Source organism: Streptomyces sp. NPDC030995, assembly GCF_055571215.1.
In genome coordinates, this window is the sequence record NZ_JBVIFS010000013.1 from 93,377 (window position 1) to 116,506 (window position 23,130).

The window sequence follows — 23,130 nt, forward strand, 5'->3', positions numbered from 1 at the left end:
CTGGGGAACAGCCCGGGACTGGACTGCCTAGAGGAACGAGTTGATCTCGATCGTCTCGGTGCGGCCGGGGCCGACGCCGATCGCGGAGATCGGGGCGCCCGACATCTCCTCCAGGGCCTTGACGTACGCCTGGGCGTTCGCCGGCAGGTCCTCGAAGGTCTTGGCCTTGGTGATGTCCTCCGACCAGCCGGGGAGGTATTCGTAGATCGGCTTCGCGTGGTGGAAGTCCGTCTGCGAGTACGGGAGCTCCTCGACGCGCTTGCCGTCGATCTCGTACGCGACGCACACCGGGATCTGCTCCCAGCCGGTCAGCACGTCCAGCTTGGTGAGGAAGAAGTCGGTGAGGCCGTTCACGCGGGTGGCGTACCGTGCGATCGGCGCGTCGAACCAGCCGCAGCGACGGTCACGGCCGGTGGTGACACCGCGCTCGCCGCCGATGCGGCGCAGGTCCTCGCCGTCCTTGTCGAACAGCTCGGTCGGGAACGGGCCGGCGCCGACGCGGGTCGTGTAGGCCTTCAGGATGCCGATGACGCGGCTGATCTTCGTCGGGCCGACACCCGTACCGGTGCAGGCGCCGCCGGCGGTCGGGTTCGACGAGGTGACGAAGGGGTAGGTGCCGTGGTCGACGTCGAGCAGAGTGCCCTGGCCGCCCTCGAAGAGCACGACCTTGTCCTCGTCCAGCGCGTTGTTGAGGATGAGGGTGGTGTCGGCGACGAACGGCTTGATCTGCTCCGCGTACTGGAGCATCTCCTCGACGATCGCGGCGGCGTCGATCGCGCGGCGGTTGTACAGCTTCGCGAGGAGCTGGTTCTTGCCCTCCAGCGCCGCTTCGACCTTCTGGGTGAGGATCGACTCGTCGTAGAGGTCCTGGACGCGGATGCCGATGCGGTTGATCTTGTCCGCGTACGTCGGGCCGATGCCGCGGCCGGTCGTACCGATCTTGCGCTTGCCGAGGAAGCGCTCGCCGACCTTGTCGAGAGTGACGTTGTACGGCGTGATCAGGTGCGCGTTGCCGCTGATGAGCAGCTTGGAGGTGTCGATGCCGCGCTCGTTGAGGCCGCGCAGCTCGGAGAGCAGGACGGCCGGGTCGACGACGACGCCGTTACCGATGACCGGGGTGCATCCGGGGGAGAGGATGCCGGAAGGGAGAAGGTGGAGCGCGTACTTCTGGTCGCCTACGACGACCGTGTGGCCGGCGTTGTTGCCACCCTGGTAGCGCACTACATAGTCAACGGATCCACCGAGCAGGTCGGTGGCCTTTCCCTTGCCCTCGTCACCCCACTGAGCTCCGAGCAGCACAAGAGCGGGCACAGGCGTACACCTCTTCCGGATGGGGCATGTCCAAGGTCAGGGGGCGTACGACGATGTACACCGCAGGCTGAGCCGTCGGACCGGTACCCCGGAATAGACGAAGGCCCTGGCGCAATAGCGCAAGGGCCTCTTGCACAAAGATGCTACCCGAGGAAGGACCGAGGTGTCGGCTCCAGAGCCCACCATGAGCCATGCGGGCGCGCCGGTAGGCGGCCTGCTTGTGCTCGTCGACCCGGTCGCCCGCCGTCTTGACGGCGAGTCCGTGCGGATCGCGAAGGATGTCTTGTCAGCGGGCGCGGCAGCGAAAATCTGCCTCCCGGACTCACCGGAGGAGTTTGCGCGGGCTCTCGCCCGCCGGGGTCATCGGCAGCCGGTGATCGTGGGCGACGACCGGGCCCTGGTGCGGGCCGTGGGGCTGCTGCACCGGGAGCGTGGCCTGTCCGGCGGGGCCGTTTCCCTGATTCCAGTGGGGCCCGTGGGGTCCCTGGGGCTGGCGCGATCCCTGGGTGTGCCGCTGTCCGCCGTCTCCGCGGCCCGCGCGGTGCTCGACGGGTCGGTGCGGATGTGCGACCTGCTGGTCGACGACAGCGACGGGGTGGTGCTGGGCGCGCTGCGGATCCCGCCGGCGCGGGGGGTCCCGCGACCGGCCGGGCCGTCGGTGTGGAGCGCGTACCGCTCGCTGGTGCGCACGCTCGTACGCCCGGTGGCGGCGGCCGGCGGCACGGTTACGGGCCACCACCGGCTGCGGGTGGAGGCCGACGGGGTGATGCTGGCGGACGTGGACCGGCCGGTGGAGGACCTCTCGGTGCGCACGCGGGACGACGGTGGTCTGGCGGAGGTCGTGGTCCGCACGGGCGGCGGCTTCACCGACTCGACGGTGACGGCCCGGGCGAAGACGGTGACCGTGTCGGGCGCGGACTTCCGCTACCGCGCCGACGCGGCGATGACCGGCCCGGTCCGCCGCCGCACCTGGACCCTGTGCCCCGGGGCCTGGTCGCTGACGCTGCCCCGGTGACGGAGGAGAAGGCGGTACGGGCCGCGCTGGGCGACTGGCGGCGGGACGGCCTGCTGCTGTGCCTGCTGCCGGTGTTCTGCTGGCCGGCGGTGGTCGCGGCCGTACTCACCCGGCCGGTGCTGCTGGTGGTGCTGCTGGTGGTGCTGCTGAGCCCGATGGCGCTCGGGGTACGGGAGCTCCGCGCCGCCCGGCGGGTCCGGCGCGCCCTGCGCGACCCTGAGGTGCGCTGGACCTCGTACGAGGCCGAGGTGGTCCGCGCGAGGTGGCGCCCGCCGGTGGTGGTCCTGGAGGGGCGGTACACGCTCACCCTGGGCCTGCTGGGCCGGCGGGTGCTGCCGTCGTGCGCGCCGGGCTCATCGGAGCCGGCGGAGGTGCGGCTCGCGGGCGACCCGGCTGCGGGCGGCATCCTGTGGGTCCCGCACTCGGGCGGCTTGGGCCGGGCCCGGCCCGGGGCGCGGCCCTAGCGGTTGCGGGGCTGGGCCTGGCGGTTGCGGCTGCCGGGAACGGCCCACCACAGGCCCCAGCAGCCGGTGCCCAGGAACAGCGCGTTGGTCGTGATCCCCCACCAGCCCCACCAGGTCCAGATCACGTTCACCACGATGAACAGCGCGAGGTTCACCAGGACGAACAGCAGCCACACCAGGGCGACCGGCCGGCGGGGGCGCACCGCCGTGTTCACCAGGACCAGCACCGAGGCCACGACGAGGAAGCCGGGCGGGTAGTCGGTCCAGTTCCGTCCGGGGTTCCAGGGCAGGAGGGCGGTGCCCAGCCAGAGCAGGGCGAGGCAGCCCACGGCGCGCAGCGGCAGTGCGGACGGCAGTGCGGACGGGGGTGCGGTGCGGGCGGTGCGGGAGCGCGGTGGGGCGGCCCGCTCACGCTCGGGCGGCAGGACCTCGGTGCGTACGGGCGCCTGCGCGGGCACCCGGACCGGCCCGGCGTGGTGGGAGACGGCCTCGCGGGATACGGCGTCGGGAGAGACGGCCTCCTGGGAGGTGGTCACCTGGGAAACGGCCTCCAGTGCGGCCAGTGCCTGTTCGGCGGTGGCCCGCCGGGACGGGTCCTTCGTCAGCAGGGCGGCCAGCACCTCCGCCAGCGGCCCGGCCCGCTCCGTCGTCCGCGGTTCCCGCGTGACGATGGCGATGCACAGGGCGGTGAACGTCTCGGCGGAGAACGGCGCCACCCCCTCGACCGCGCTGTACAAGGTGGCGCCCAGGGACCACAGGTCGGTGGCGGGCGTCGGGGGCTTGCCCTCCAGTTGCTCGGGGGCCATGTAGGAGGGCGTACCGATCAGCGTTCCGGTGTGGGTGAGCGTCATCGTGGCGTCCGACATGTGCGCGATGCCGAAGTCCGTGATGATCACCCGCTCGTCCATTAGCAGGACGTTGTCGGGCTTGAGGTCACGGTGGACGATGCCCGCGGCGTGGGCCCGTACGAGCGCCTTCAGCATCAGGACGCCGATCTCCGCGACCCGCCGCACCGGAAGCCGGCCGTCGCGCGCGACGGCGGCCGCCAGCGAGGTGCCCGTCACGTACTCCATGACGATGACGGGCGCGCCCTCGTGCTCGACCACGTCGTGCACGGTGATGATCCCCGGGTGGTTGAGGCGCGCCGCGGACCGCGCCTCGCGCATGACGCGCTGGAGCAGGACGTGGCGCTGCTCTTCGCTCGCGCCCTGCGGGAGCGTGACCTCCTTGACGGCGACCTCGCGCCCCAGCCGCTCGTCGAGGCCCCTCCACACACGGCCCATGCCGCCCTGGCCGATGGGCTCCAGGAGCCGGTACCGGCTGCCGATCAGTGCCCCGCTCACCTCTGCCACGGCGATCACCCTAGCCCTGGCCGAGACCGGTCCGCCCCGAACTGTCAGAACTCCACGAGCAGTTGCTCCAGTCCCCGGATGACGTACCCGTCCCGCCACCGCGGCTCCTCGACGAGCCGCACCGGCGGGACCCCGTCCGCCAGCAGCGCCCCGAACGAGGCCTCCAACTCCCGCCGTGCCAGCGGCGCCCCGAGGCAGTAGTGGATCCCGGCCCCGAAGCTCAGGTGCGGATTGTCGGTCCGCAGGAGGTCCAGCGCGTCCGGCTCGTCGAAGCGCGCGGGATCCCGGTTCGCGGACCCGAAGAGCAGCGCGACCTCGGCTCCGCGGGGGATGGCGGTGTCCCCGATCCGGATGTCGTCGAGCACCCAGCGCTCGAACATCTGCAGGGGTGTGTCGTACCGCATGAGTTCATCCACAGCTGTGGACAACTTTTCGGGATCGTGGCGCTCGCGGAGCGCGGCGAGCTGCCCGGGATTGCGGAACAGCGCCCACCAGCCGTTCACGGTGGTGTTGACGGTGGCCTCGTGCCCGGCGTTCAGCAGGAGCACGCACGTGGAGATCATCTCCTGCTCGCTGAGCCGGCCCTCCTCATCGTGGGCGGCGATCAGCCCGGAGATCAAATCCTCGCCGGGGCGCGTGCGCCGCTCGGCGATCAGCCCCCGCAGGTACGCGCTGAAGTCGACGCTCGCCCGCACCGCGCGGCGCGCCGTCTCCTCGTCCGGCCGGAGCTCGAACATCCCGCAGATGTCCGCCGACCAGGGCCGCAGCAGCCCCCGGTCCGCCTCCGGCACGCCCAGGAGCTCCGCGATCACGGCCACCGGCAGCGGCTCGGCGACGGCGGTGAGCAGATCCCCGCCCCCGTCCGCGAGCAGCTGTCCCACCAGCTCCCGGGCCATCCGCCGCACGGCGGGCACGAGCCGCTCCACCGTCCGCGGGGTGAAGGCTTTCGCCACCAGCCTGCGCACCCGCGCGTGCGCGGGATCCTCCAGGTCCAGCAGGCCGTTGCCGTTGAGCACGTGGAAGGGCTCGTGCTCGGCCGGCGGCGCCTCGCGCCCGAACTCCTCGTGCGAGAACCGGTGGAGGTAGGTCCGCCCCAGCCGCCGGTCCCGCAGCAGCGCGCTCACATCGGCGTAATGCGGCACCAGCCACTGCCCGGTGGCCTCCCACCAGACGGCCCGCCCCTGCTCCCGCAACTCCCGGTACGCCGGATACGGATCGGCGACGAACGCGGCATCCCACGGATCAAAGCCCATCCCCGCACCCTAGGGGGTGCCCAGGCCGTCATCGTGCCCAGGCCGTCATCGTGCCTAAGCCGGCGTCACCAGCCGGGTCTCGTAGGCGAACACGGCCGCCTGGGTGCGATCGCGCAGGCCCAGCTTGACCAGGATCCGGCTCACGTGGGTCTTGATGGTGGACTCCGCGACGATCAGCCGGTCGGCTATCTCCGCGTTGGACAGCCCCTGCGCGATCAGCACCAGCACCTCCGTCTCCCGCTCGGTCAGCTCCCCGACCCCCGCCGGGTCCGCGAGCTTGCGGGACTCGGAGATCTTCGAGAACTCCACGATCAGCCGCTTGGTCACCGACGGCGCCAGCAGGGCCTCCCCGGCCGCCACCACCCTGACGCCGTCCGCCAGCTGACGGGCCGACGCGTCCTTGAGCAGGAACCCGGAGGCCCCGGCCCGCAGCGCCTGGTACACGTACTCGTCGAGGTCGAAGGTCGTCAGGACCAGCACCTTCGCGTCCGTGTCGGCCGCCATGATCTCCCGCGTCGCCTCCAGCCCGTTCATCTCCGGCATCCGGATGTCCATCAGCACCACATCCGGCCGCAGCGCCGCCACCTGCGTGATGGCCTCACGACCGTCGACCGCCTCGCCCACCACCTCGATGCCGTCCATGGCGTTCAGCAGGACGGAGAACCCCTCGCGCACCATCATCTGGTCGTCGACGATCAGCACCCTGATCGTCATGCCGCGCCCTCCGCCGGCTCAGGTACCAGCTCGTCACGGCCGCGCACCGGTATGAACACCGCCACCTCGTACCCGCCCGCCTCGGTCCCGCCGGCCGTCATCTCCCCCTCCAGCATGGCCACCCGCTCCCGCATCCCGGTGATCCCGTGCCCGGCCCCCGGTGAGGGCCGCGCGTCCCCGGTCGCCGCCTCATTGACCACCCGTATCCCCAGTCCGCCCAGCACATACGCGATCTCCACCCGCGCCGCCGCGCCCGGCGCATGCCGCAGCGTGTTGCTCAGGGCCTCCTGGATGATGCGGTACGCCGACAGCTCCACGCCCTGCGGCAGCTCCCGCACCGCGCCCGTGACCGTCTTCTCCACGCTCAGCCCGGCCTCCCGCACATTGGCGAGCAGCCCGTCCAGCGACGCCAGCGTCGGCTGCGGGGCGTCCGGGGCCTCGTAGTCCGCGGAGCGCACCACACCCAGCACCCGCCGCAGCTCCGTCAGGGCCGCCACCGCGTTCTCCCGGATGGTGACGAACGCCGCCTCCAGCTCCGGCGGCGGGTTCTTCACCCGGTACGGCGCGGCCTCCGCCTGGATCGCCACCACCGACATGTGGTGGGCCACCACATCGTGCAGCTCCCGCGCGATCGTGGTCCGCTCCTCCAGCAGCGTCCGCTTGTCCCGCTCCACAGCAGTGACCTCCTGCTGCGCGCTCACCTCCGCCTTCGCGTGGCGGCGTATCTGGATGCTGCCGGCGATCACCAGGGCGAAGGCCGAGGTCACGGCCATCTCGGGCAGATTCGTCCCGGACCCGTACGCGGACCCGTAGGCGTATCCGTTCCTGAACACTACCGAGAGGGCGAAGCCGAGCGCGAGGGTGAGCGTCCACATCCAGGCCGCCACCCGGGGGCCGGTCCGCAGGGTGACGAGGACCATGACGGCGATGTACGCGAGGAAGCTGCCCGGGGTCCACGGCCAGCTCGCCTCGCTGCCGAGCGCGGCGAACACCACCGTCATCGCGACGGCCGCCCACCACGCGGCGACCGGCCGCACCAGCGTCATCAGGACCGGGGCCGCGGATATCATCCCGATGAGCAGCTCGCCGGCGTCCCCCAGGTAGCTCGACTGCGAGCCCGCCGTGAACACCATGACGAAGAGGGCCAGCGCCCCCACCGCCGCGTACCGCGTCCACGGGTAGTGACGGCGTATCGCCTTGGGAAGCCGTCGCGCGAACCGCCCGGGCGTCTCCAGCAGCGGCAGCGGCCGGTAGGCGAAGGCGTCGGTGACGAGGTCCTGGCGCAGGGTCTCGATCACCCCCGATGCCAGTCGGAATTCAGGCGTCCGGGCTGTCCCCCCGGTGGTCCTCTCGGTCATACACACCACCGTAGGTCTGGACCGCCGTCATCCGCGTCGCCGCTGATGGGGATTTCACGGGGTCCCCCTCAAGTACTACACGGGTCAGGTCAGTAGCCCGTCGGACGGACCAGACCCGTCTCGTACGCGAACACCGCCGCCTGTGTACGGTCCCGCAGACCCAGCTTCACCAGGATCCGCCCCACATGGGTCTTCACCGTCTGCTCCGCCACGGTCAGATGCGCGGCAATCTCCGCATTCGACAGGCCCTGGGCCACGAGCGACAGCACCTCCGTCTCCCGCTCGGTCAGTTCGTCGATGCGGGCACGCGAAGGGGCGCGCGGCGCCCCCAGCCGGGAGAACTCCGTGATCAGCCGCTTCGTGATGTTCGGTGAGAGCAGCGCCTCCCCGGCCGCCACCACGCGCACCGCCTCGGCGAGCTGGTCGGCCGAGGCGTCCTTGAGCAGGAACCCGGAGGCACCGGCCCGCAGCGCCTCGTACACGTACTCGTCGAGATCGAAGGTGGTCAGCACCAGCACCTTCACCGTGGCGCCAGGCACGCCGGTGATGACGGACGTGGCCTCGATCCCGCCCATCCCCGGCATGCGGATGTCCATCAGGACCACGTCCGGCGCCAGTTCTGCGACCTTGCCCACCGCGTCCGCCCCGTCCACGGCCTGGCCCACGACCTCGATGTCGGGCTGGGCGTTGAGAAGCACGGTGAAGCCCTGCCGGACCATCATCTGGTCGTCGGCGATCATCACCTTGATCGGGGTGCTCATGGTGCCTTCTTCGGTTCGTGGTCGGGCTCGGGGCCGACGGGCAGGTTCTGCGGATCCATCGGGAGTACGGCGCCCACCTCGTACCCGCCGTCGGGGCGCGGGCCGGCTGCCAGCTCGCCCCCCAGCATGCCCGCCCGCTCCCGCATCCCGAGCAGCCCGTGCCCCGCACCGTGGGAGGGCGGGGCCGGCCGGGTCGGCGCGGTGTTCGCGATGCACAGGTACAGGTCGCTCGGCCCGTACGCGATGCCGACCTCCACCTGCGAACCCGGAGCATGGCGCAGGCAGTTGCTCAGTGCCTCCTGCACGATCCGGTACGCGGTGAGCTCCACGCCCGGGGTCAGCGGCCGCCGGGCGCCCGCGATCTCGACGGTGACGTCCAGGCCGGCCCCCCGCACGTTGTCCACGAGGCCCTCCAACTCGGCCAGGGTGGGCTGCGGATGCTGCGGGGCCGCCGGATCGTCCGGATGCTCGGAGCGCAGCACGCCCAGCACCCGCCGCAGCTCCGTCAGGGCCTCCAGCGCGTTCTCCCGGATGCCGGCCAGATTCTCCATGAGCTCCTCGGACGGGTTCTCCACGAGGTGCGGGGCGACCTGGGCCTGGATGGAGATCACCGACATGTGGTGCGCGACGACATCGTGCAGTTCGCGGGCGATCCGGCTGCGCTCCTCCAGCAGGGTGCGCCGGGCCCGCTCCGCCTCGGTGAGGGTTTCCTGCTGGACCAGTTCGCCGCGGGCCAGCCGCAGCGCGCGCAGCGCGTACCCGAGGAGGCCCACGAAGCCGAAGAGGAGGGTGGCTCCCACGGCGGTGCTCGTGTTGTTGTCCGGCCTGAAGGACAACTCGGCCAGCCCGGTGTAGGCGACCGAGATGCCGACGACCCAGATCGTCGTCCGGGCGGGCACCCGCAGGGCGACCAGCAACAGCAGCGGGGCGAACGCGAACATCCCGCCGGGCGTCCAGGGCCAGGTCTGTCCCTGGCCGACGTGACCGTAGAGCGCCCAGGCCATCAGGCCCGCCGTGATCAGGCCGAGCCACCAGGCGGCGATGGGCCGGGACATCGCGAGGAGGATGGATGCGCCGGTCATGATCGCGAGCACCAGCGGAGGGCCGCCCGTGACGTGGTAGTGGTCCTGGAGCTGTTCGGTGGTGAGGAAGCCGAAGAACACGGCCGCATAGACGACCAGTGCATGCGGCAGCCTGGCCAGCCACCGGGGCCGGGACATCCTCGGAAGGGGATCCCGCCGCAGGGTGAACAGCTCCCGGACCAGCGGCTGGGCCGGGGCGCGGCCCTTGACGGGGCCGGCGGGCGAAGGTTCGGCCAGGGGCGCGCGCTGCTCTTTCACATCGGCCAGCCTAGGCATGGACGCTTTCCTTGACGGGGGCGAGGCGAGCGCGGCGGCTGGCGGGTACGACGGCCTGCCGGGTGCGCTTGGGCTGCTCGTACGTACGGAACGCGGCCCAGCAGAGGGCCAGCGCGGCGGCGAACACCGGCAGCCACAGCAGTCGGGCGGCTATCCAGTCCGCCGAGCCGGGCACGGTGTGCAGTCCGGGCAGGTCGGTCGAGACCAGCAGTCCGAGGGCGGTGACGGCCATCATGGCGGTCTGGTGCCACAGGAAGATCGTCATGGCGGAGAGGTTTACCAGAGCCACCTTCGCCCAGGCTTCAGGCCGCCGCATGGCCCGGGCCAGGGGTTCCCGCACCAGGAGGGCCAGACCGCACTGGGCCAGTCCGAACGAAACCGCGGCGAGCGTCGGCGGGTTGAGATTCGATATCTGGGCACCGGGGACACCCACCATGGACGCCGGGTACCCGCCCCACACGATCAGCGCGACCGTGGCCGCGGTGCCCGCACCGAGGAGGAGCAGGGGGCGCTTCGGCCCGACGAAGGCCCCGCGGGACCAGGCGGCGCCCAGGGTGAAGGGGACGAGCCAGCCGGCGGCCACATTGACCCAGCCGATCCACTCGGGCCCCGCGAACCCGAACCGCCACACGTCGACGCCTGCCACCACGGCCAGCGGCCACAGCGGGTTGAGCCGGGCCACGAGCGGGGTCGCGGCGGTCAGCGCGGCGAACACCAGCAGGAACCACAGCGGCGACAGCACCAGCTTCACCAGCGTCCGGACGGTGTCCAGCTCCGCCCCGCCGACCAGCATCCCGCCCACCACGACCAGCCAGAGGGTGAGTACCGCGGCGACCGGACGGAACAGCCGGCCCAGCCGCTGCCCCACCCAGGCGCCGTACGACACTCCTCGCTTGCGCGCCGTCGCGTACCCGCGGGCGGCGACATGACCGCCGACGAGGAAGAAGACCGCCAGCGTCTGGAACACCCAGGACACCGGGGCCAGCCAGCTCATGTGCGCCAGCGGGCTGGTGGTGTGCAGCCCGCCGTCCCTGGCGGTGAGGGCGGTGACGAGCCAGTGGCCGAGCACCACGCCGAGGATCGCGAAGGCCCGCAGCGCGTCCACGGTCCGGTCACGGTCGGCCGGGGTGGCCCTGTCGATGCCCGCCGCCAGGACGGCCCAACGGGCGCGGAGCTCATGCATGGGTGGCCTCCGAGTCGGGGGTGGTGCCGAGGACGATGGCGGCCAGGCTGTCGAGGGACTCGGTGCCCGGCTTGAGGTAGTCGCTGTGCCCGGCCGCGCCGGCGGAGAAGGCCCGTGCTCCGAAGGCCGGGTCGACGGGGTCGGCGCCGAAGCCGATCGCCCCGAGCCGGACGTGCGGGACGTTGGCTATCCAGTCGCCGGTGCCCCGCCCGGCCCAGACCCGGGCTCCGGTCGCCAGCTCCCGCACGGAATCGGACCCCGTACCCGGGCTGCCGAACAGGGCCACGTCGCTGACCGCGGGCCCGGTCGTGGTCCGGGCGCAGACCACGGAGCCGTAGGAGTGGCACAGGAGGGAGAGACGGGCGCCGGGCCCCGCCATGTCCACCAACCGGTCGAGGAAGGGCGCCAGTTCGGCGGCGGCCTCGTCGGCGCGGTCGGCGGTCAGGACGGTCGTGCTGACCGTGCCGGGGGTGTCGTACCCGAGCCAGGCCACCACGGCCGAGCGCGGATGCTCGGCCTGGAGGCGCTGCTGGAGGGCGACGGCCCCGGCACGGAACCTCTGGTAGGTGTCGAGCGTCGTGTCGGACCCGGGCACCAGGACCGTGACCCGGTCGGCGGTCTCCAGCTCGCCGAACACCTCGACGGCCCGGCCCTTGCCGCGGCCGTCGAAGGCGAGGAACTGGGCGGCTCCGGCCGCCTCCATGGTGCGGAGCTTGGCGGCCCGGCCGGTGCGGTCGGCCTCCTGGGCCATACGGGCCGCCTCGGCGAGATTGGCGCGGTTGGCGGAGTACCGGCTGTGGGGAGCGGCGTCCTCGGCGAACGCCGCCGGCGCGGGAGCGGGGACATCGGGGGACGCGGCGGCTGATACGGGGAACACCACGGCCCCGGCGACCAGGGTGGCGAGCAGGGTGCGACGCAGACGGCCACGGCCACGGTCACGGCCGGACCGTGCGGTCCCGGCGGCGGGCGCCGTGCCGGTCGTCCCCGCCGCGCCAGTCGCCTCGGCGGTGCCCGTCGTCCCCGTTGTTCCCGTCGTCTCCGTCGTCCCCGTCGTCATGGTGCGTTCCCTCGGTCGTCCGGAAGAGCAGTCAGCGTTCTTCTCTGCTACCGAAGTTAGGAATCGAGGCCCGTGGTCGGCGTCACGCCATGGAGCGGTATTGCCATGTAGCTCTCAGGTATGACGAGGGCTACGAGGAAGACAGGCGGTTAGGGTCCAGGGATGATTGACGACGACTGGCGCCACGACCGCATAGGCAGTGCGCACCGCGGCGAAAACCCCACGGTCCTGCGCCGCCTCGACTCGGGCTTCGCCGTCATCGGGGACCGGCAGTTCCTGCCCGGGTACTCGGTACTGCTCACCGACGACCCGGCCGTGACCCGGCTCTCCGACCTCCCCCGGGCGCGCAGGGCCGCGTACCTCTCCGACATGGAGCGGCTCGCCGAGTCCGTCGAACGGGCTTGCCTGCGCCTCGATCCGGCCTTCCTCCGGGTGAACATCGAGATCCTCGGCAACACCGACCCGTATCTCCACGCCCACATCTGGCCCCGCTACGACTGGGAGCCCGCCGACCGCGTCCGGCTGCCCGTGTGGTTGTACGGGGAGGAGTCCTGGCGTGGTGAGCGGCACGCGCTGGGACCCCGCCACGACGCCCTGCGGGCCGCCATCGGGGAGGAGTTGGACCGGCTCGGCGAGGTCTGAGGGGCTCGCGGCCCGGTCACGCCATCACGCGGGCACGCGGTCACGCCGCGCTGTCGTCACGCCGTCACGCCGTTACGTCGTCACGTCGTCGCCACGCGCACGCCGAAGCCGATCAGGACGACACCCGTCGTCCGGTCCAGCGCCCGCCGGACGCGCGGCCGCGCGAAGAACCGCCGGGCGCGCGAGAGGACGTACACGTACGTGCCCAGCCAGACCAGCGTCAGCAGTACGTGGATCAGGACCAGCAGCGCCATGCCGGCCGTCGGCCGCAGGCCCGGCGGGGCGAGGGTGGGCAGCAGCCCGGTGTAGAAGACGGCGATCTTGGGATTGAGCACGTTGGCGACCAGGCCGGTCCGCCAGGCACCGCCGCCGCCGTCGCCTGCCTCCGGCCGGTCGCCAGCCCGCTCCGCGCCGAGCTCCGTGCCGCGTTCCGCGCCGGGTTCCGCCCCCGGCCCGCGCAGGCACCGGATGCCGAGCCAGCACAGGTACGCGGCGCCCGCGAGCTTCACCACCAGGTACACCTCGGCCGAGGCGGCGAGCAGCGCCGCGAGCCCCGCCACGGTCAGGGCGCCCCAGATCAGCAGCCCGACGGCGATCCCGGCGACCGTGCGCAGCCCGTCGCCGCGCCCCCGGGTGACGGCCCGCCGCGTGACGATCGCCATGTCGGCTCCGGGAACGACGGTGAGGAGCGCCAGGACGCCGGTCGCGCCGAGCAGAGCGGTGAGCACGCGGCTCAGTCTGCCACCAGGCGCTCGACGTAGCCCGACCGCCAGCGGGGAGCCGGGTCCTGGCCGGGGCTGGTCCAGTACTCCCTCGCCTCCACGATCTCCCCGTCCCGTACGGTCCACAGGGAGACGGCCCGGTAGACCACGTGGTCCTGAGGTATCTCCACCTCGGTGACGACGAGGTCCCCGTCCGCCAGGATCCGCAGGAGTTCCACGGATCTCTCGTCCGCGTAGCCGTCGTCGCTGTTCACGGCTATGAAGTTGGCGCGCCCCACGATGCGCTCACCGCTCACGGGCCATTCGATGACCGCGTCCTCGGCGATGAGCCCGGCCACGCCGTCCCAGTCGCGTGCCTCGATTCGCTCCCACAGTTGTGCCACTACCTTCAACGGCTCCATGTGCCGCAGTGTCCGACAGCGCCGTTACACGCAACAAGCTTTGCTTGCAGGCTTATTGACTTCGACACAAACGGCTCCCGTCACGGTCTGCGGTACACGAGCGGGGGATCGTCGCCGCCCGCCAGCTCCCGACGGAGGGTGCCGTCGGGCAGCAGCCGGAGCACGCTCCAGCCGCCCGGTGTGCAGGTCGGCGGGGTGCCGGAGGTGACGGTGGAGGCGCCGAGCTCCACGGGATCGGGGGCGGTGCGCAGGGGCGCCGTCCAGGCGCAGGCGAAGCCGGGGTCCTGGACGGCGAGGGACATCACCGGGTCGCCGACCGCCCCGCGGGTGAGGGTGAGCCGCCAGGTCCGGCTGCCTTGGGTGGCCTGCCAGGTGCCGAGGTACGCCTCCGGCAGGCTCGCGGTGGTGGGGGTGTTGGGGGTGGCGAGGGTGGCGAGGGTGGTGGGGGTCGTGAGGGGGGTTGCCGCGGTGGTCGGCGTACGGGAACCGGCGGCGGGCGGTCGGGGGTCCTCGGCTCCGCTCATCACCGCGTACACCGTGCCGGCGGACAGGACGGCGACGACGGTGGCCACCGCGAGGAGGAACGCGGTGGACGCGGTCCGGGGGCGGGGCGGCGGTTCCGGTTCCGGCGGCGCGTACGGGGAGGACGGGGTGTACGCGGAGTAGGCGGGCGGCGGGAGCGGCGGGGCCGGGGGCGGCGCGGGTGGCGGGCGGTCCGGACCGGCGTCCTCACGGTCCAGCAGCCGTACGGCGTGCCGCCCGAGCTGCGCCACCAACGGGGCCGGAAGCCACGGCTCCAGGGGCCTCCCGTCGGCCACGGTGTCGCCCGCGCCGACCCGGGCCAGCACCTCGGCGGGTCCCGGGCGGGCCGCGGGATCCCGGTGCAGGCAGTCCCGTACGAGGCCGTGCAGCTCGGCCGGTACGCCGGCCAGGTCCGGTTCCGCTTCGGTGCTGCGAAGCAGGAGCGCGGCCAGGCCGCCGGGTTGTTCCGCGTCGCCGAAGGGAAGTCGCCCGGTGGCCGCGTACGCGAGGACCGCGCCGAGGCAGAAGACGTCGCAGGCGGCGGTGACCGGCTGGCCGCGGATCTGCTCGGGGGCCATGAAGCCGGGGGAGCCGATGAGTTCGCCGGCGCGGGTCAGGCCGGTGTGGGTCAGGCCGGCGTGGCTGCCGGCGTCGGGGCCGGTTGGGGCGCGGGCTATGCCGAAGTCGATGACGCGGGGGCCGTCGAGGGTGATCAGGACGTTCGAGGGCTTCAGGTCGCGGTGGACGATGCCGGCGCGGTGGATGTCCTGGAGGGCGTACGCGAGGCCCGCGGCCAGGATCCGTACGCAACCGCCGGGCAACGGGCCGAAGTCGTGGGCCACGACTTGGCGGAGGCTCGGACCGGCGACGTAGCCCGTGGCGAACCAGGGGGTCTCGGCCTCGGTGTCGGCGTCGAGGACCGGGGCGGTCCATTCGCCGCCGACGCGGGCGGCGGCGGCGACCTCGTGGCGGAAGCGGATGCGGAACTCCTCGCGGGTGGCGAGGTCGTGGTGGATGAGCTTCACGGCGACGGTTCGGCCGCGGTCGGAGCGGGCGAGGTAGACCCGGCCCATGCCGCCGGAGCCGAGGCGGGAGAGGAGGCGGTAGGGGCCGATGTGGTGGGGGTCGTGCGGGTGCAGTTGTTCCATGCCGGGTGGTCCCCTCCCCTGCGGAGCGCTGGCCGAACGGCTCAGCAGGGAAGGACGGTTGGGGGAGCCGGGCGGTTGCTCGCGGGGGCGTCGCCGCCGCTGGGCTTCGCTGCGGGCCCCCGCGCCTCAAGCGCCGGCGGGGCTGGATGATCGGGGCTCCGCCCCGGGCCCCGCGCCCCCATATGTCGGCGAGGCTGAAAGATCGGGGCTCCGCCCCGGGCCCCGCGCCTCAAACGCCGGCGGGGCTGAAGGGTGCGGCGGGGGTGGAGGGTGCAGTGGGACTGGAGGGTGCCACGGGGCTGAAGGGTGCCGCGCGGCTGAAGGATTGGGGCTCCGCCCCGGGCCCCGCGCCTCAAACGCCGGCGGGGCTGGAAGGTGCGGCGGGGCTGGAGGGTGCGGTGGGGCTGGAGGGTGCGGTGGGGGGTGCGGCGGGGACTGGAGGGTGCCGCGGGGCTGAAGGATTGGGGCTCCGCCCCGGGCCCGCACCCTCAAGCGCCGGCGGGGTTGGAGGGGGTGCCGCTGGGCTGGATTTGGTCCGGCGGAGCCGGGTTGGGGCTTAGGGGCTGGGCTTGCGCTCAGGGGGTGTCGGGCGGGGTCGTCAGGGTGTCCAGGGCCGTTGCCAGGCGTTCCAGGACGCGGACCGTTTCGGCGAAGGCGGGGTCGCCCAGTTCCGCCGCGAGGCGGGTGGCCAGGTTTGCGTGGCCCGGGCCGATGCGGGACACCGCCGCGCGGCCCTCTTCCGTCGGGCGCAGCAGCTTCGCCCGGCGGTGGGCCGGGTTCGGGGCGTACTCGGCCAGGCCCTTGGCGACCAGCAGGTCCGCGATGCGCTGGACGCTCTGCCGGGTGATCCCCATGGTCCGGGCGATGCCCGCGACGGGCAGCGGCTCCCGCAGCACCGCGCCGAGCACCTGCCACCAGGCCGCCGTCAGCCCGGCCGGCCGGGCCAGCTCCTCCGAGACGGAGAGGAACTGGCCGTTCAGCCGGAACACCCCGAGCGCCGTGCGGCTCAGCAGGTCCTGCCGGGCCCGGGTGGACCCGGGCGGCTGCGACTCAGGCATCGCCCGCCTCCGCCGCCGCCATCAGGACCGGGTACGCGCTCGCGTCCGAGTCGTGGAAGAGCCGGTACCACGCGTCCACGACGTCCGGCTTGTAGACGTCCAGGCGGGTGAAGACCTCGCGGGCGAAGGCCACCGGTTCCGTCGGCCCCGCCGTGATCAGGTCGCCGTCGGTGACCGCGTCGGCCTCGACGTAGCTCTCGGCGCCTGCGTAGCCCGGCTGCGGCGCCAGGTAGAAGGAGGCCGCGCTGGTGTGGGCACGGCCGTCCAGCAGGCCTTCGCGGGCGAGGCCGGCGGTGGCCCCGCAGATGGCCGCGACCGGTACCCCGGCCTCCAGGAACTCCCTCGCCTTCGCCGCGAAGGGCGCCAGCTCCTCGCTCGTGTCCCACAGCGAGGCGCCGGTGAGGATCAGCAGGGTGGAGTCCGCCGGCCGCAGATCGGCCAGGGCAATGTCGGGCAGGACGCGGACGCCGCCCATCGTGGTGACCGGCTGCTCGGCGGCGAAGCCGACGGTACGGACGACGTGGCCGCGCTGGGTGAGGTGGGCGGTGGTGTGGCCGGTCTCCCAGTCCGCGTACGTGTCGTAGACCGCGAGGTGGACGGGCTTGCGCGGGGTCTCGCTCATGGTGTTCGCCTCCAGCGTCGATCCGGCTCGGTGAGGGCTCCAGGGGCTGGTCCAGAGGGTGGTTCAGGGGGTGGTCCAGGGGTGGTCCAGCGAGTGGTTCACGGAGCGCCTTATGACAAGAGACTGTCATGTCGACAGTATGCTGTCAATGGACTGAACAGGCGTCCGTGCGCAGACAGACTGCCGAGACCGGCCCCCCACCCCCATACAGTCCGCCGATATCCCTCCCCACCTGCGCACTTCTAGCGTGACGACATGACCCCTCATGTCACCTCGCACACTCTTGCCGCAGTGAAGGACGCAGACCGGAAGCATGTCTTCCACTCCTGGTCCGCCCAGGCCCTGATCGACCCGCTCGCCGTCGCCGGGGCCGAGGGGTCGTACTTCTGGGACTACGAAGGCAACCGCTTCCTCGACTTCTCCTCCCAGCTGGTCAACACCAACATCGGCCACCAGCACCCCAAGGTCACCGCGGCCATCCAGGAGCAGGCCGCCCGGCTCTGCACCCTCGCGCCCGGCTTCGCCGTCGACGTCCGCTCCGAGGCCGCACGCCTCATCGCCGAGCGCACCCCCGGCGACCTGGACAAGATCTTCTTCACCAACGGCGGCGCCGAGGCCGTCGAGAACGCCGTCCGCATGGCCCGTCTGCACACCGGCCGCGCCAAGGTGCTCTCCACCTACCGCTCGTACCACGGGGCCACCGCCGCCGCGATCAACCTGACCGGCGACCCGCGCCGCTGGCCCTCCGACACGGCCTCCGCCGGCGTCGTGCACTTCTGGGGCCCGTACCTCTACCGCTCGGCCTTCCACGCCACCACCGAGGCCGAGGAGTGCGCCCGCGCCCTCGCCCACCTCGCCGACACCATCGCCTTCGAGGGGCCGCAGACCATCGCGGCGATCATCCTGGAGAGCGTGCCCGGCACCGCCGGGATCATGACCCCGCCGCCCGGCTACCTCGCGGGAGTGCGCGAGCTCTGCGACCGCCACGGCATCGTCTTCATCCTGGACGAGGTCATGTCCGGCTTCGGCCGCACCGGCAAGTGGTTCGCCGCCGACCACTGGGGCGTCACCCCCGACCTGATCACCTTCGCCAAGGGCGTGAACAGCGGCTACGTCCCGCTCGGCGGCGTCGCCATCTCCGCCGCCATCGCCGAGACCTTCGCCACGCGCCCCTACCCGGGCGGACTGACGTACTCCGGTCACCCCCTGGCCTGCGCCGCGGCCGTCGCGACGATCAACGCGATGGAGGAGGAGGGCATCGTCGAGCACGCCGCCCACCTCGGCGGGAACGTGATCGGCCCGGCGCTCGCCGAGATCGCCGAGCGGCACCCGTCGGTCGGTGAGGTCCGCGGTCTGGGCACCTTCTGGGCGCTGGAGCTCGTACGGGACAAGGAGACGCGCGAGCCGCTGGTCCCGTACAACGCGGCCGGGGCGGACAACGCGCCGATGGCCGAATTCGCGGCCGCCTGCAAGGCGTCCGGTCTGTGGCCCTTCGTCAACATGAACCGCACCCACGTCGTCCCCCCGTGCAACATCTCGGAGGCGGAGGCCAAGGAGGGGCTGGCCCTGCTGGACGAGGCGCTGACGGTCGCCGACCGGCACACCACGGCCGGCTAGGCCGCGGTCCCGAGGCCCGCCTGGCCGCGGGCCGGTGGGCCCGCGGCCGGGCGGGCCCACCGCCCGCACCGCGGCACCCGGCCCGCATGGCCGGTTCACGTCCGCATAACGGGGCGTAAATCCGCATACCGATCACCAACCGCTCGGTTTCGGCCTCGCTGTCTGGCCTATGGTGTCCGAAGCTCTACGACAGGAGACGGACCCCTATGCCAGGCAGCGGCGCTGTCACCCGCAACACACTTCGCCAGCAGATCGCGGACGCGCTGCGTGACGAGGTGCTCGCGGGACGTCTGCCGCCGGGGACCGAGTTCACCGTCAAGCAGATCGCCGAGCAGTACGAGGTCTCCGCGACCCCCGTGCGCGAGGCGCTGGTGGACCTCTCGGCCCAGGGGCTGCTCGAACTGGTCCAGCACCGCGGCTTCCGCGTGCGGATCTTCACCGTGGACGACTTCCGGGGAATGATCGAGGCCCGCTCGCTGGTCGTGGACGGGATCTTCCGCCGGCTGTCCGAGCGCGGCACCGCCCCCGGCTCCGGCGAGATGCTGGTGTCGGTGCGCCGCCGGGCCGAGGAGGCGCGGCGGGCCGCGCAGAGCGGTTCGCTCGAAGTGCTGATCGGCTACGACCTGCGCTTCTGGCGCGAGCTGAGCGGGCTCGTCGCCAACACCTACATCTCCGAATTCCTGCACCGCATCCGCGTGCAGTGCTGGGTCTTCGCCGTACCCCACCTCCAGCGCGAGCCGCGGCTGCGGGCGGACCTGTGGGACGGGCACAGCGACCTGGTGGACGCGGTGACGCTGGCGGACGCCGACGAGGTACGGCGGATCGTGGCGGGGTACAACCAGCACGCGCTGGAGTGGGCCGCGCGGATTTAGGGCCTGCGTCCTTCAAGGGCCGTCCCGCGGATCAGGCGGGCCCGAGGTTCTGCGCACCCCTTCGCGGAGGGTGTTCGGCACACTACGCTGGCTCGATCGGCGGCAACGACTGATCGGAGCCCGCGTGGCCTGTGACCTGTGGCTGGTCCCCCTTGTCGACGTGCTGTGCCACAGCCCCGACAACCCCTTCGCGGAAGAGATCGCCTCGTACGACAAGGCGCTGGGCGAGGCCGGGCTGCCGTCCGTGCCCGTGTTCGCGTACATGCCGGGCCTGAGCGGGGACGTCGCCCCGGTCGCCGGCTTCGACTACGACGCCCTGCATTTCCTGAGGCGGGCGTACCTGCTCCAGATCTGCGGGCTGCCGGTGACCCCGGTGGACGAGCTGGGCGGGGACTACGAGCAGCTGCTGGAGATGTTCGAGCCCACGGCGCAGCAGTCGCACCTGGTGTGGCACTACGACCACGCGGGGGCGTACGTCCCGGTGGACTTCGTGGCTCCGCTGGCGAACGAGGAGCTGCTGGCCGGGGGCGGGCCGCTGGGGTCCGCGCAGGGGCTGCTGCGGGAGCTGGCGTTCGTGGCGCCGGCGATCGGGATAGACCCGGGGAATCCGCCGGCGGCGCCGGCGCCGCCCGGGCGGCCGACGTTGCTGGAGGAGCCGGCGGGGCCGATGCCTCATGACGAGAGTCCGTTCGCGCGGGAGCGGCATGTGTGGCTGGGGCTGCATGCGGCTGCTACGCGGAGTCTGGGGCAGGGGTCGATGATCATCTTCAGCTGACGCCGTGCCGTGGCCGGGCTGGGCCGTGCCGTGCCGGGGCCTGGGGCGGGTGCGGGGTGCCGCTGCGCGGAGCCTCTCCCCGCCCCGCCCTTTCTCCGTATCCCGGGGCTCCGCCCCGGACCCCGCGCCTCAAACGCCGGCGGGGCTGGAATGTCGGGCTCCGCCCCGGACCTCGCGCCTCAAACGCCGGCGGGGCTGAAGAGGTGCCGGCGGGGCTGAAGGAGGGCGTCGGCGGGGTCGTCAGCGGGGTTGTTCCGGGGGGCGTTGGCGGGGCATGTTCGGGCGGGTGCCCGGGGGGAGGGGGAAGCGGGCCGGGGGGACGTACGCGTCCGAGCGGGCACCGGCCGCGCCCAGGGACTGCATGACCAGCGGTGCGGGGCCCGAGCTGAACTCCACCATCCACTCCGCGGTCTCGGAGCGTACGAGCTCCGTCACGTCCTCCGAGAAGCGCCGCAGGACGGTGAGGCAGCGCTCCGCCGCCTCGCTCGCCGTACCCTCCGTCGGGCCGAGCACCTCCCGTACGTTCTCCGACGCCCAGTCGAACTGGAGCGTCTGGAGGCGGCGCTGCACCGCCTGGGCGGTGGCGACGTCGCGCATCCAGCCCGAGGTCAGCCCGAAGAACCGGTCGCAGGCCAGGCAGGCCGCGCCCAGCAGCAGGGACAGGTAGCCGTACGTCGACGCGCCCGGCGCCGAGCCCGTCAGTTCCAGCAGCGGCATCGCGGCGCCCACGACGGCGCCCGCGGCCGCGCCGACGCGCAGCACGCGCGCGCCCCTACGCTTCCACGCCCGGTCGGACAGGTACCACTCGGCGGTGCGCAGCGCATCGGCCTCGACCCGCCGGTAGAGCTCGTCGAGCCGCTCGGCGGGCTCGCCCCAGTCCCCGAGGGGGAACGGCCGGCCGGTCAGATCGCCCGCCGCCATCGGTCCGCCCGCTTCCTCCCGGGGATCCCGGGGTGGCCCCTCGGGCTGCATCTCCGGCTGGCTCACCCGGCACTCCCTCTGCCTGCGCTGACGTGTGGTGGTGCGCGTGTGCGCAATGATGCGCATGCTCTTCCTACCTTCGAATGACGCGCGATGGGCAACGATTCCCAGGATTTCCGCCCGCAAGGAGGTCTCCATCAGGTACGCGCACGCCCCGTCTCTCACTCGAAAGAGTTGGTCCTCTCGGCGTAGGGCGCGGCGCCCGAGGAGCACGTAGGCTCGGATTGACCAAGCGTCCCGACAGTATGGAGTGAGTGCCCTGTGATTCCCGGTGGTGGCCAGCCCAACATGCAGCAGCTGCTCCAGCAGGCACAGAAGATGCAGCAGGATCTCGCGGCTGCCCAGGAGGAGCTCGCGCGGACCGAGGTCGAGGGCCAGGCCGGCGGCGGTCTGGTCAAGGCGACCGTCACCGGCTCCGGTGAGCTGCGCGCACTGGTGATCGACCCCAAGGCAGTGGACCCCGACGACACGGAAACGCTCGCCGACCTGGTGGTCGCGGCGGTCCAGGCGGCCAACGAGAATGCCCAAGCACTCCAGCAGCAGAAGCTGGGCCCCCTGGCCCAGGGCCTGGGCGGCGGCAGCGGTATCCCCGGCCTTCCCTTCTAGTCCCACCCCCACCCGCCCGCGAGCCCCCACCCGCACCCGCACCCGAACGAAAAACGAGAGAAGGCAGTCCGTTGTACGAAGGCGTGGTTCAGGACCTGATCGACGAACTGGGCAGGCTGCCCGGCGTCGGGCCCAAGAGCGCGCAGCGGATCGCCTTCCACATCCTGCAGGCCGAGCCCACCGACGTCCGCCGCCTCGCGCACGCGCTGCTGGAGGTCAAGGACAAGGTCCGGTTCTGCGCGGTGTGCGGGAACGTGGCGCAGGAGGAGCGGTGCGGCATCTGCCGCGACCCGCGCCGGGACACGACGGTCATCTGTGTCGTCGAGGAGCCGAAGGACGTCGTCGCGATCGAGCGGACCCGCGAGTTCCGGGGCAAGTACCACGTCCTCGGCGGGGCCATCAGCCCGATCGAGGGCGTCGGCCCCGATGACCTGCGCATCCGCGAGCTGCTGACGCGCCTGGCGGACGGCGAGGTGACCGAGCTGATCCTCGCCACCGACCCGAACCTGGAGGGCGAGGCGACCGCCACCTACCTCGCCCGCATGATCAAGCCCATGGGCCTGAAGGTCACCCGCCTGGCCAGCGGGCTCCCCGTCGGGGGAGATCTGGAGTACGCGGACGAGGTCACGCTCGGGCGGGCCTTTGAAGGAAGGCGACTTCTCGATGTCTGACGCAACGCTGCACGCCCTGGGACAGGATCCGGACGACTTCGCCGCGTCGATCGCGGACCAGATCGAGTCGTTCATCGTCGCGGTCACCGAGGTGGCCAAGGGCGAGGACCCGGACAGCGCCGTGCCCTTCCTCCTCCTGGAGGTCTCCCAGCTGCTGCTGGCGGGCGGCCGGCTGGGCGCGTACCAGGACGTGCTGCCCGACGAGCGGTACGAGCCCGACCTCGGCCCGGAGCCGGACGTGGACGACCTGCGCGAGCGGTTCGCGCTGATGCTGGAGCCGGTCGACGTCTACTCCGAGGTCTTCGACCCGTACGAGCCGCGCAAGGCCCCGGTGGCCCACCGGATCTCCGACGACCTGGCCGACGTGGTCGCGGACCTGCGGCACGGGCTCATCCACCACCAGGCGGGCCGGATCACCGAGGCGCTGTGGTGGTGGCAGTTCTCGTACTTCACCAACTGGGGCCCGACGGCCTCGGCCACCCTGCGCGCCCTCCAGTCGCTGATCGCGCACGTACGCCTGGACCAGCCGCTGGCCGCGCTCGACGGCCTGGACACGGACGAGGACCTGGCCGAGGACGACCTGGCGGAGCAGGCCGGACAGGTGATGGCCGAGGAGCTCGGCGGCCTCGGCCGCAAGTGACCGTGAGTCATCGTGAGTAGTCGTGAG

Annotated in this window: 24 protein-coding genes; 9 read left to right on the plus strand and 15 right to left on the minus strand. The window is 72.5% G+C overall.

What is annotated here, in order from left to right:
* Positions 1-27: 27 nt before the first annotated feature.
* Positions 28-1,311 (minus strand): adenylosuccinate synthase, encoded by a 1,284-nt coding sequence (locus ACZ45T_RS20770; RefSeq protein WP_360900559.1) that lies wholly within the window; start codon positions 1,309-1,311, stop codon positions 28-30.
* Between the two features lie 184 nt (positions 1,312-1,495).
* Between ACZ45T_RS20770 and ACZ45T_RS20775 the strand changes: the two genes are divergently transcribed.
* Entirely contained in the window at positions 1,496-2,326 is an 831-nt protein-coding gene (locus ACZ45T_RS20775) for a diacylglycerol kinase family protein (RefSeq protein ID WP_468443490.1), read from the plus strand.
* Positions 2,323-2,790: a hypothetical protein gene (locus ACZ45T_RS20780; protein ID WP_468443316.1), complete on the plus strand. Its 468-nt coding sequence runs from the start codon at positions 2,323-2,325 to the stop codon at positions 2,788-2,790. Before ACZ45T_RS20775 ends, ACZ45T_RS20780 begins: the two co-directional genes overlap by 4 nt.
* On the opposite strand, the gene ACZ45T_RS20785 is transcribed toward ACZ45T_RS20780, so the two are convergent.
* From ACZ45T_RS20785 to ACZ45T_RS20820, 8 genes are all read right to left on the minus strand, one after another.
* A complete protein-coding gene (locus ACZ45T_RS20785) occupies positions 2,787-4,142 on the minus strand; it encodes a serine/threonine-protein kinase (protein WP_468443318.1) in 1,356 nt (451 codons plus the stop codon). The genes ACZ45T_RS20780 and ACZ45T_RS20785 overlap by 4 nt on opposite strands.
* A 44-nt stretch (positions 4,143-4,186) precedes the next feature.
* Positions 4,187-5,395, minus strand: coding sequence for a cytochrome P450 (locus ACZ45T_RS20790; RefSeq protein WP_468443320.1), 1,209 nt, complete (start codon positions 5,393-5,395; stop codon positions 4,187-4,189).
* A 54-nt stretch (positions 5,396-5,449) separates the two neighbouring features.
* Positions 5,450-6,109, minus strand: a complete 660-nt coding sequence (locus tag ACZ45T_RS20795) for a response regulator (protein ID WP_468443322.1) — start codon at positions 6,107-6,109, stop codon at positions 5,450-5,452.
* A complete protein-coding gene (locus ACZ45T_RS20800) occupies positions 6,106-7,467 on the minus strand; it encodes a sensor histidine kinase (protein ID WP_468443324.1) in 1,362 nt (453 codons plus the stop codon). Before ACZ45T_RS20800 ends, ACZ45T_RS20795 begins: the two co-directional genes overlap by 4 nt.
* 89 nt (positions 7,468-7,556) lie before the next feature.
* A complete protein-coding gene (locus ACZ45T_RS20805) occupies positions 7,557-8,228 on the minus strand; it encodes a response regulator (RefSeq protein WP_468443326.1) in 672 nt (223 codons plus the stop codon).
* Positions 8,225-9,586 carry a sensor histidine kinase gene (locus ACZ45T_RS20810; RefSeq protein ID WP_468443328.1) on the minus strand — a complete coding sequence of 454 codons (1,362 nt, stop codon included), beginning with the start codon at positions 9,584-9,586 and terminating at the stop codon, positions 8,225-8,227. The genes ACZ45T_RS20805 and ACZ45T_RS20810 overlap by 4 nt, the downstream gene beginning before the upstream one ends.
* Positions 9,579-10,769, minus strand: a complete 1,191-nt coding sequence (locus ACZ45T_RS20815; RefSeq protein WP_468443330.1) for an acyltransferase family protein — start codon at positions 10,767-10,769, stop codon at positions 9,579-9,581. Before ACZ45T_RS20815 ends, ACZ45T_RS20810 begins: the two co-directional genes overlap by 8 nt.
* Positions 10,762-11,826: an alpha/beta hydrolase gene (locus ACZ45T_RS20820; RefSeq protein ID WP_468443332.1), complete on the minus strand. Its 1,065-nt coding sequence runs from the start codon at positions 11,824-11,826 to the stop codon at positions 10,762-10,764. Before ACZ45T_RS20820 ends, ACZ45T_RS20815 begins: the two co-directional genes overlap by 8 nt.
* Positions 11,827-11,991: 165 nt before the next feature.
* On the opposite strand from ACZ45T_RS20820, the gene ACZ45T_RS20825 reads away from it, so the two are divergent.
* Complete coding sequence (locus ACZ45T_RS20825; protein WP_468443492.1) at positions 11,992-12,468, plus strand: HIT family protein; 477 nt, start codon at positions 11,992-11,994, stop codon at positions 12,466-12,468.
* Positions 12,469-12,548: 80 nt separating this feature from the next.
* Here the strand turns inward: ACZ45T_RS20825 and ACZ45T_RS20830 are convergent, their stop codons facing one another.
* The 5 genes from ACZ45T_RS20830 to ACZ45T_RS20850 all read right to left on the minus strand — a co-directional run bounded on the left by ACZ45T_RS20830 (position 12,549) and on the right by ACZ45T_RS20850 (position 16,941).
* The gene (locus tag ACZ45T_RS20830) at positions 12,549-13,130 is read right to left on the minus strand and encodes a LysE family translocator (protein ID WP_468443494.1); all 582 of its coding nucleotides are present in this window, start codon (positions 13,128-13,130) and stop codon (positions 12,549-12,551) included.
* Positions 13,131-13,201: 71 nt separating this feature from the next.
* Positions 13,202-13,591 carry a nuclear transport factor 2 family protein gene (locus ACZ45T_RS20835; protein WP_468443334.1) on the minus strand — a complete coding sequence of 130 codons (390 nt, stop codon included), beginning with the start codon at positions 13,589-13,591 and terminating at the stop codon, positions 13,202-13,204.
* Positions 13,592-13,671: 80 nt separating this feature from the next.
* Complete coding sequence (locus ACZ45T_RS20840) at positions 13,672-15,261, minus strand: serine/threonine-protein kinase (RefSeq protein WP_468443336.1); 1,590 nt, start codon at positions 15,259-15,261, stop codon at positions 13,672-13,674.
* 575 nt (positions 15,262-15,836) lie between these two features.
* Entirely contained in the window at positions 15,837-16,319 is a 483-nt protein-coding gene (locus tag ACZ45T_RS20845; RefSeq protein WP_468443338.1) for a MarR family winged helix-turn-helix transcriptional regulator, read from the minus strand.
* Positions 16,312-16,941: a DJ-1/PfpI family protein gene (locus tag ACZ45T_RS20850; protein WP_468443340.1), complete on the minus strand. Its 630-nt coding sequence runs from the start codon at positions 16,939-16,941 to the stop codon at positions 16,312-16,314. The genes ACZ45T_RS20845 and ACZ45T_RS20850 overlap by 8 nt, the downstream gene beginning before the upstream one ends.
* A gap of 255 nt (positions 16,942-17,196) precedes the next feature.
* Between ACZ45T_RS20850 and ACZ45T_RS20855 the strand changes: the two genes are divergently transcribed.
* From ACZ45T_RS20855 to ACZ45T_RS20865, 3 genes are all read left to right on the plus strand, one after another.
* Complete coding sequence (locus ACZ45T_RS20855) at positions 17,197-18,558, plus strand: aminotransferase class III-fold pyridoxal phosphate-dependent enzyme (protein ID WP_468443342.1); 1,362 nt, start codon at positions 17,197-17,199, stop codon at positions 18,556-18,558.
* A gap of 206 nt (positions 18,559-18,764) precedes the next feature.
* On the plus strand, positions 18,765-19,430 hold the full coding sequence (locus ACZ45T_RS20860; protein ID WP_468443344.1) for a GntR family transcriptional regulator: 666 nt from the start codon (positions 18,765-18,767) through the stop codon (positions 19,428-19,430).
* Positions 19,431-19,554: 124 nt separating this feature from the next.
* Positions 19,555-20,205, plus strand: a complete 651-nt coding sequence (locus ACZ45T_RS20865) for a hypothetical protein (protein WP_468443346.1) — start codon at positions 19,555-19,557, stop codon at positions 20,203-20,205.
* Positions 20,206-20,445: 240 nt separating this feature from the next.
* Here the strand turns inward: ACZ45T_RS20865 and ACZ45T_RS20870 are convergent, their stop codons facing one another.
* Positions 20,446-21,192: an SLATT domain-containing protein gene (locus tag ACZ45T_RS20870; RefSeq protein ID WP_468443348.1), complete on the minus strand. Its 747-nt coding sequence runs from the start codon at positions 21,190-21,192 to the stop codon at positions 20,446-20,448.
* Positions 21,193-21,447: 255 nt separating this feature from the next.
* Between ACZ45T_RS20870 and ACZ45T_RS20875 the strand changes: the two genes are divergently transcribed.
* The 3 genes from ACZ45T_RS20875 to ACZ45T_RS20885 all read left to right on the plus strand — a co-directional run bounded on the left by ACZ45T_RS20875 (position 21,448) and on the right by ACZ45T_RS20885 (position 23,103).
* On the plus strand, positions 21,448-21,792 hold the full coding sequence (locus ACZ45T_RS20875; protein ID WP_468443350.1) for a YbaB/EbfC family nucleoid-associated protein: 345 nt from the start codon (positions 21,448-21,450) through the stop codon (positions 21,790-21,792).
* A 71-nt stretch (positions 21,793-21,863) separates the two neighbouring features.
* Positions 21,864-22,463, plus strand: a complete 600-nt coding sequence (recR, locus tag ACZ45T_RS20880; protein WP_073917308.1) for a recombination mediator RecR — start codon at positions 21,864-21,866, stop codon at positions 22,461-22,463.
* Entirely contained in the window at positions 22,456-23,103 is a 648-nt protein-coding gene (locus ACZ45T_RS20885) for a DUF5063 domain-containing protein (RefSeq protein ID WP_468443353.1), read from the plus strand. Before recR ends, ACZ45T_RS20885 begins: the two co-directional genes overlap by 8 nt.
* Positions 23,104-23,130 lie beyond the last annotated feature (27 nt).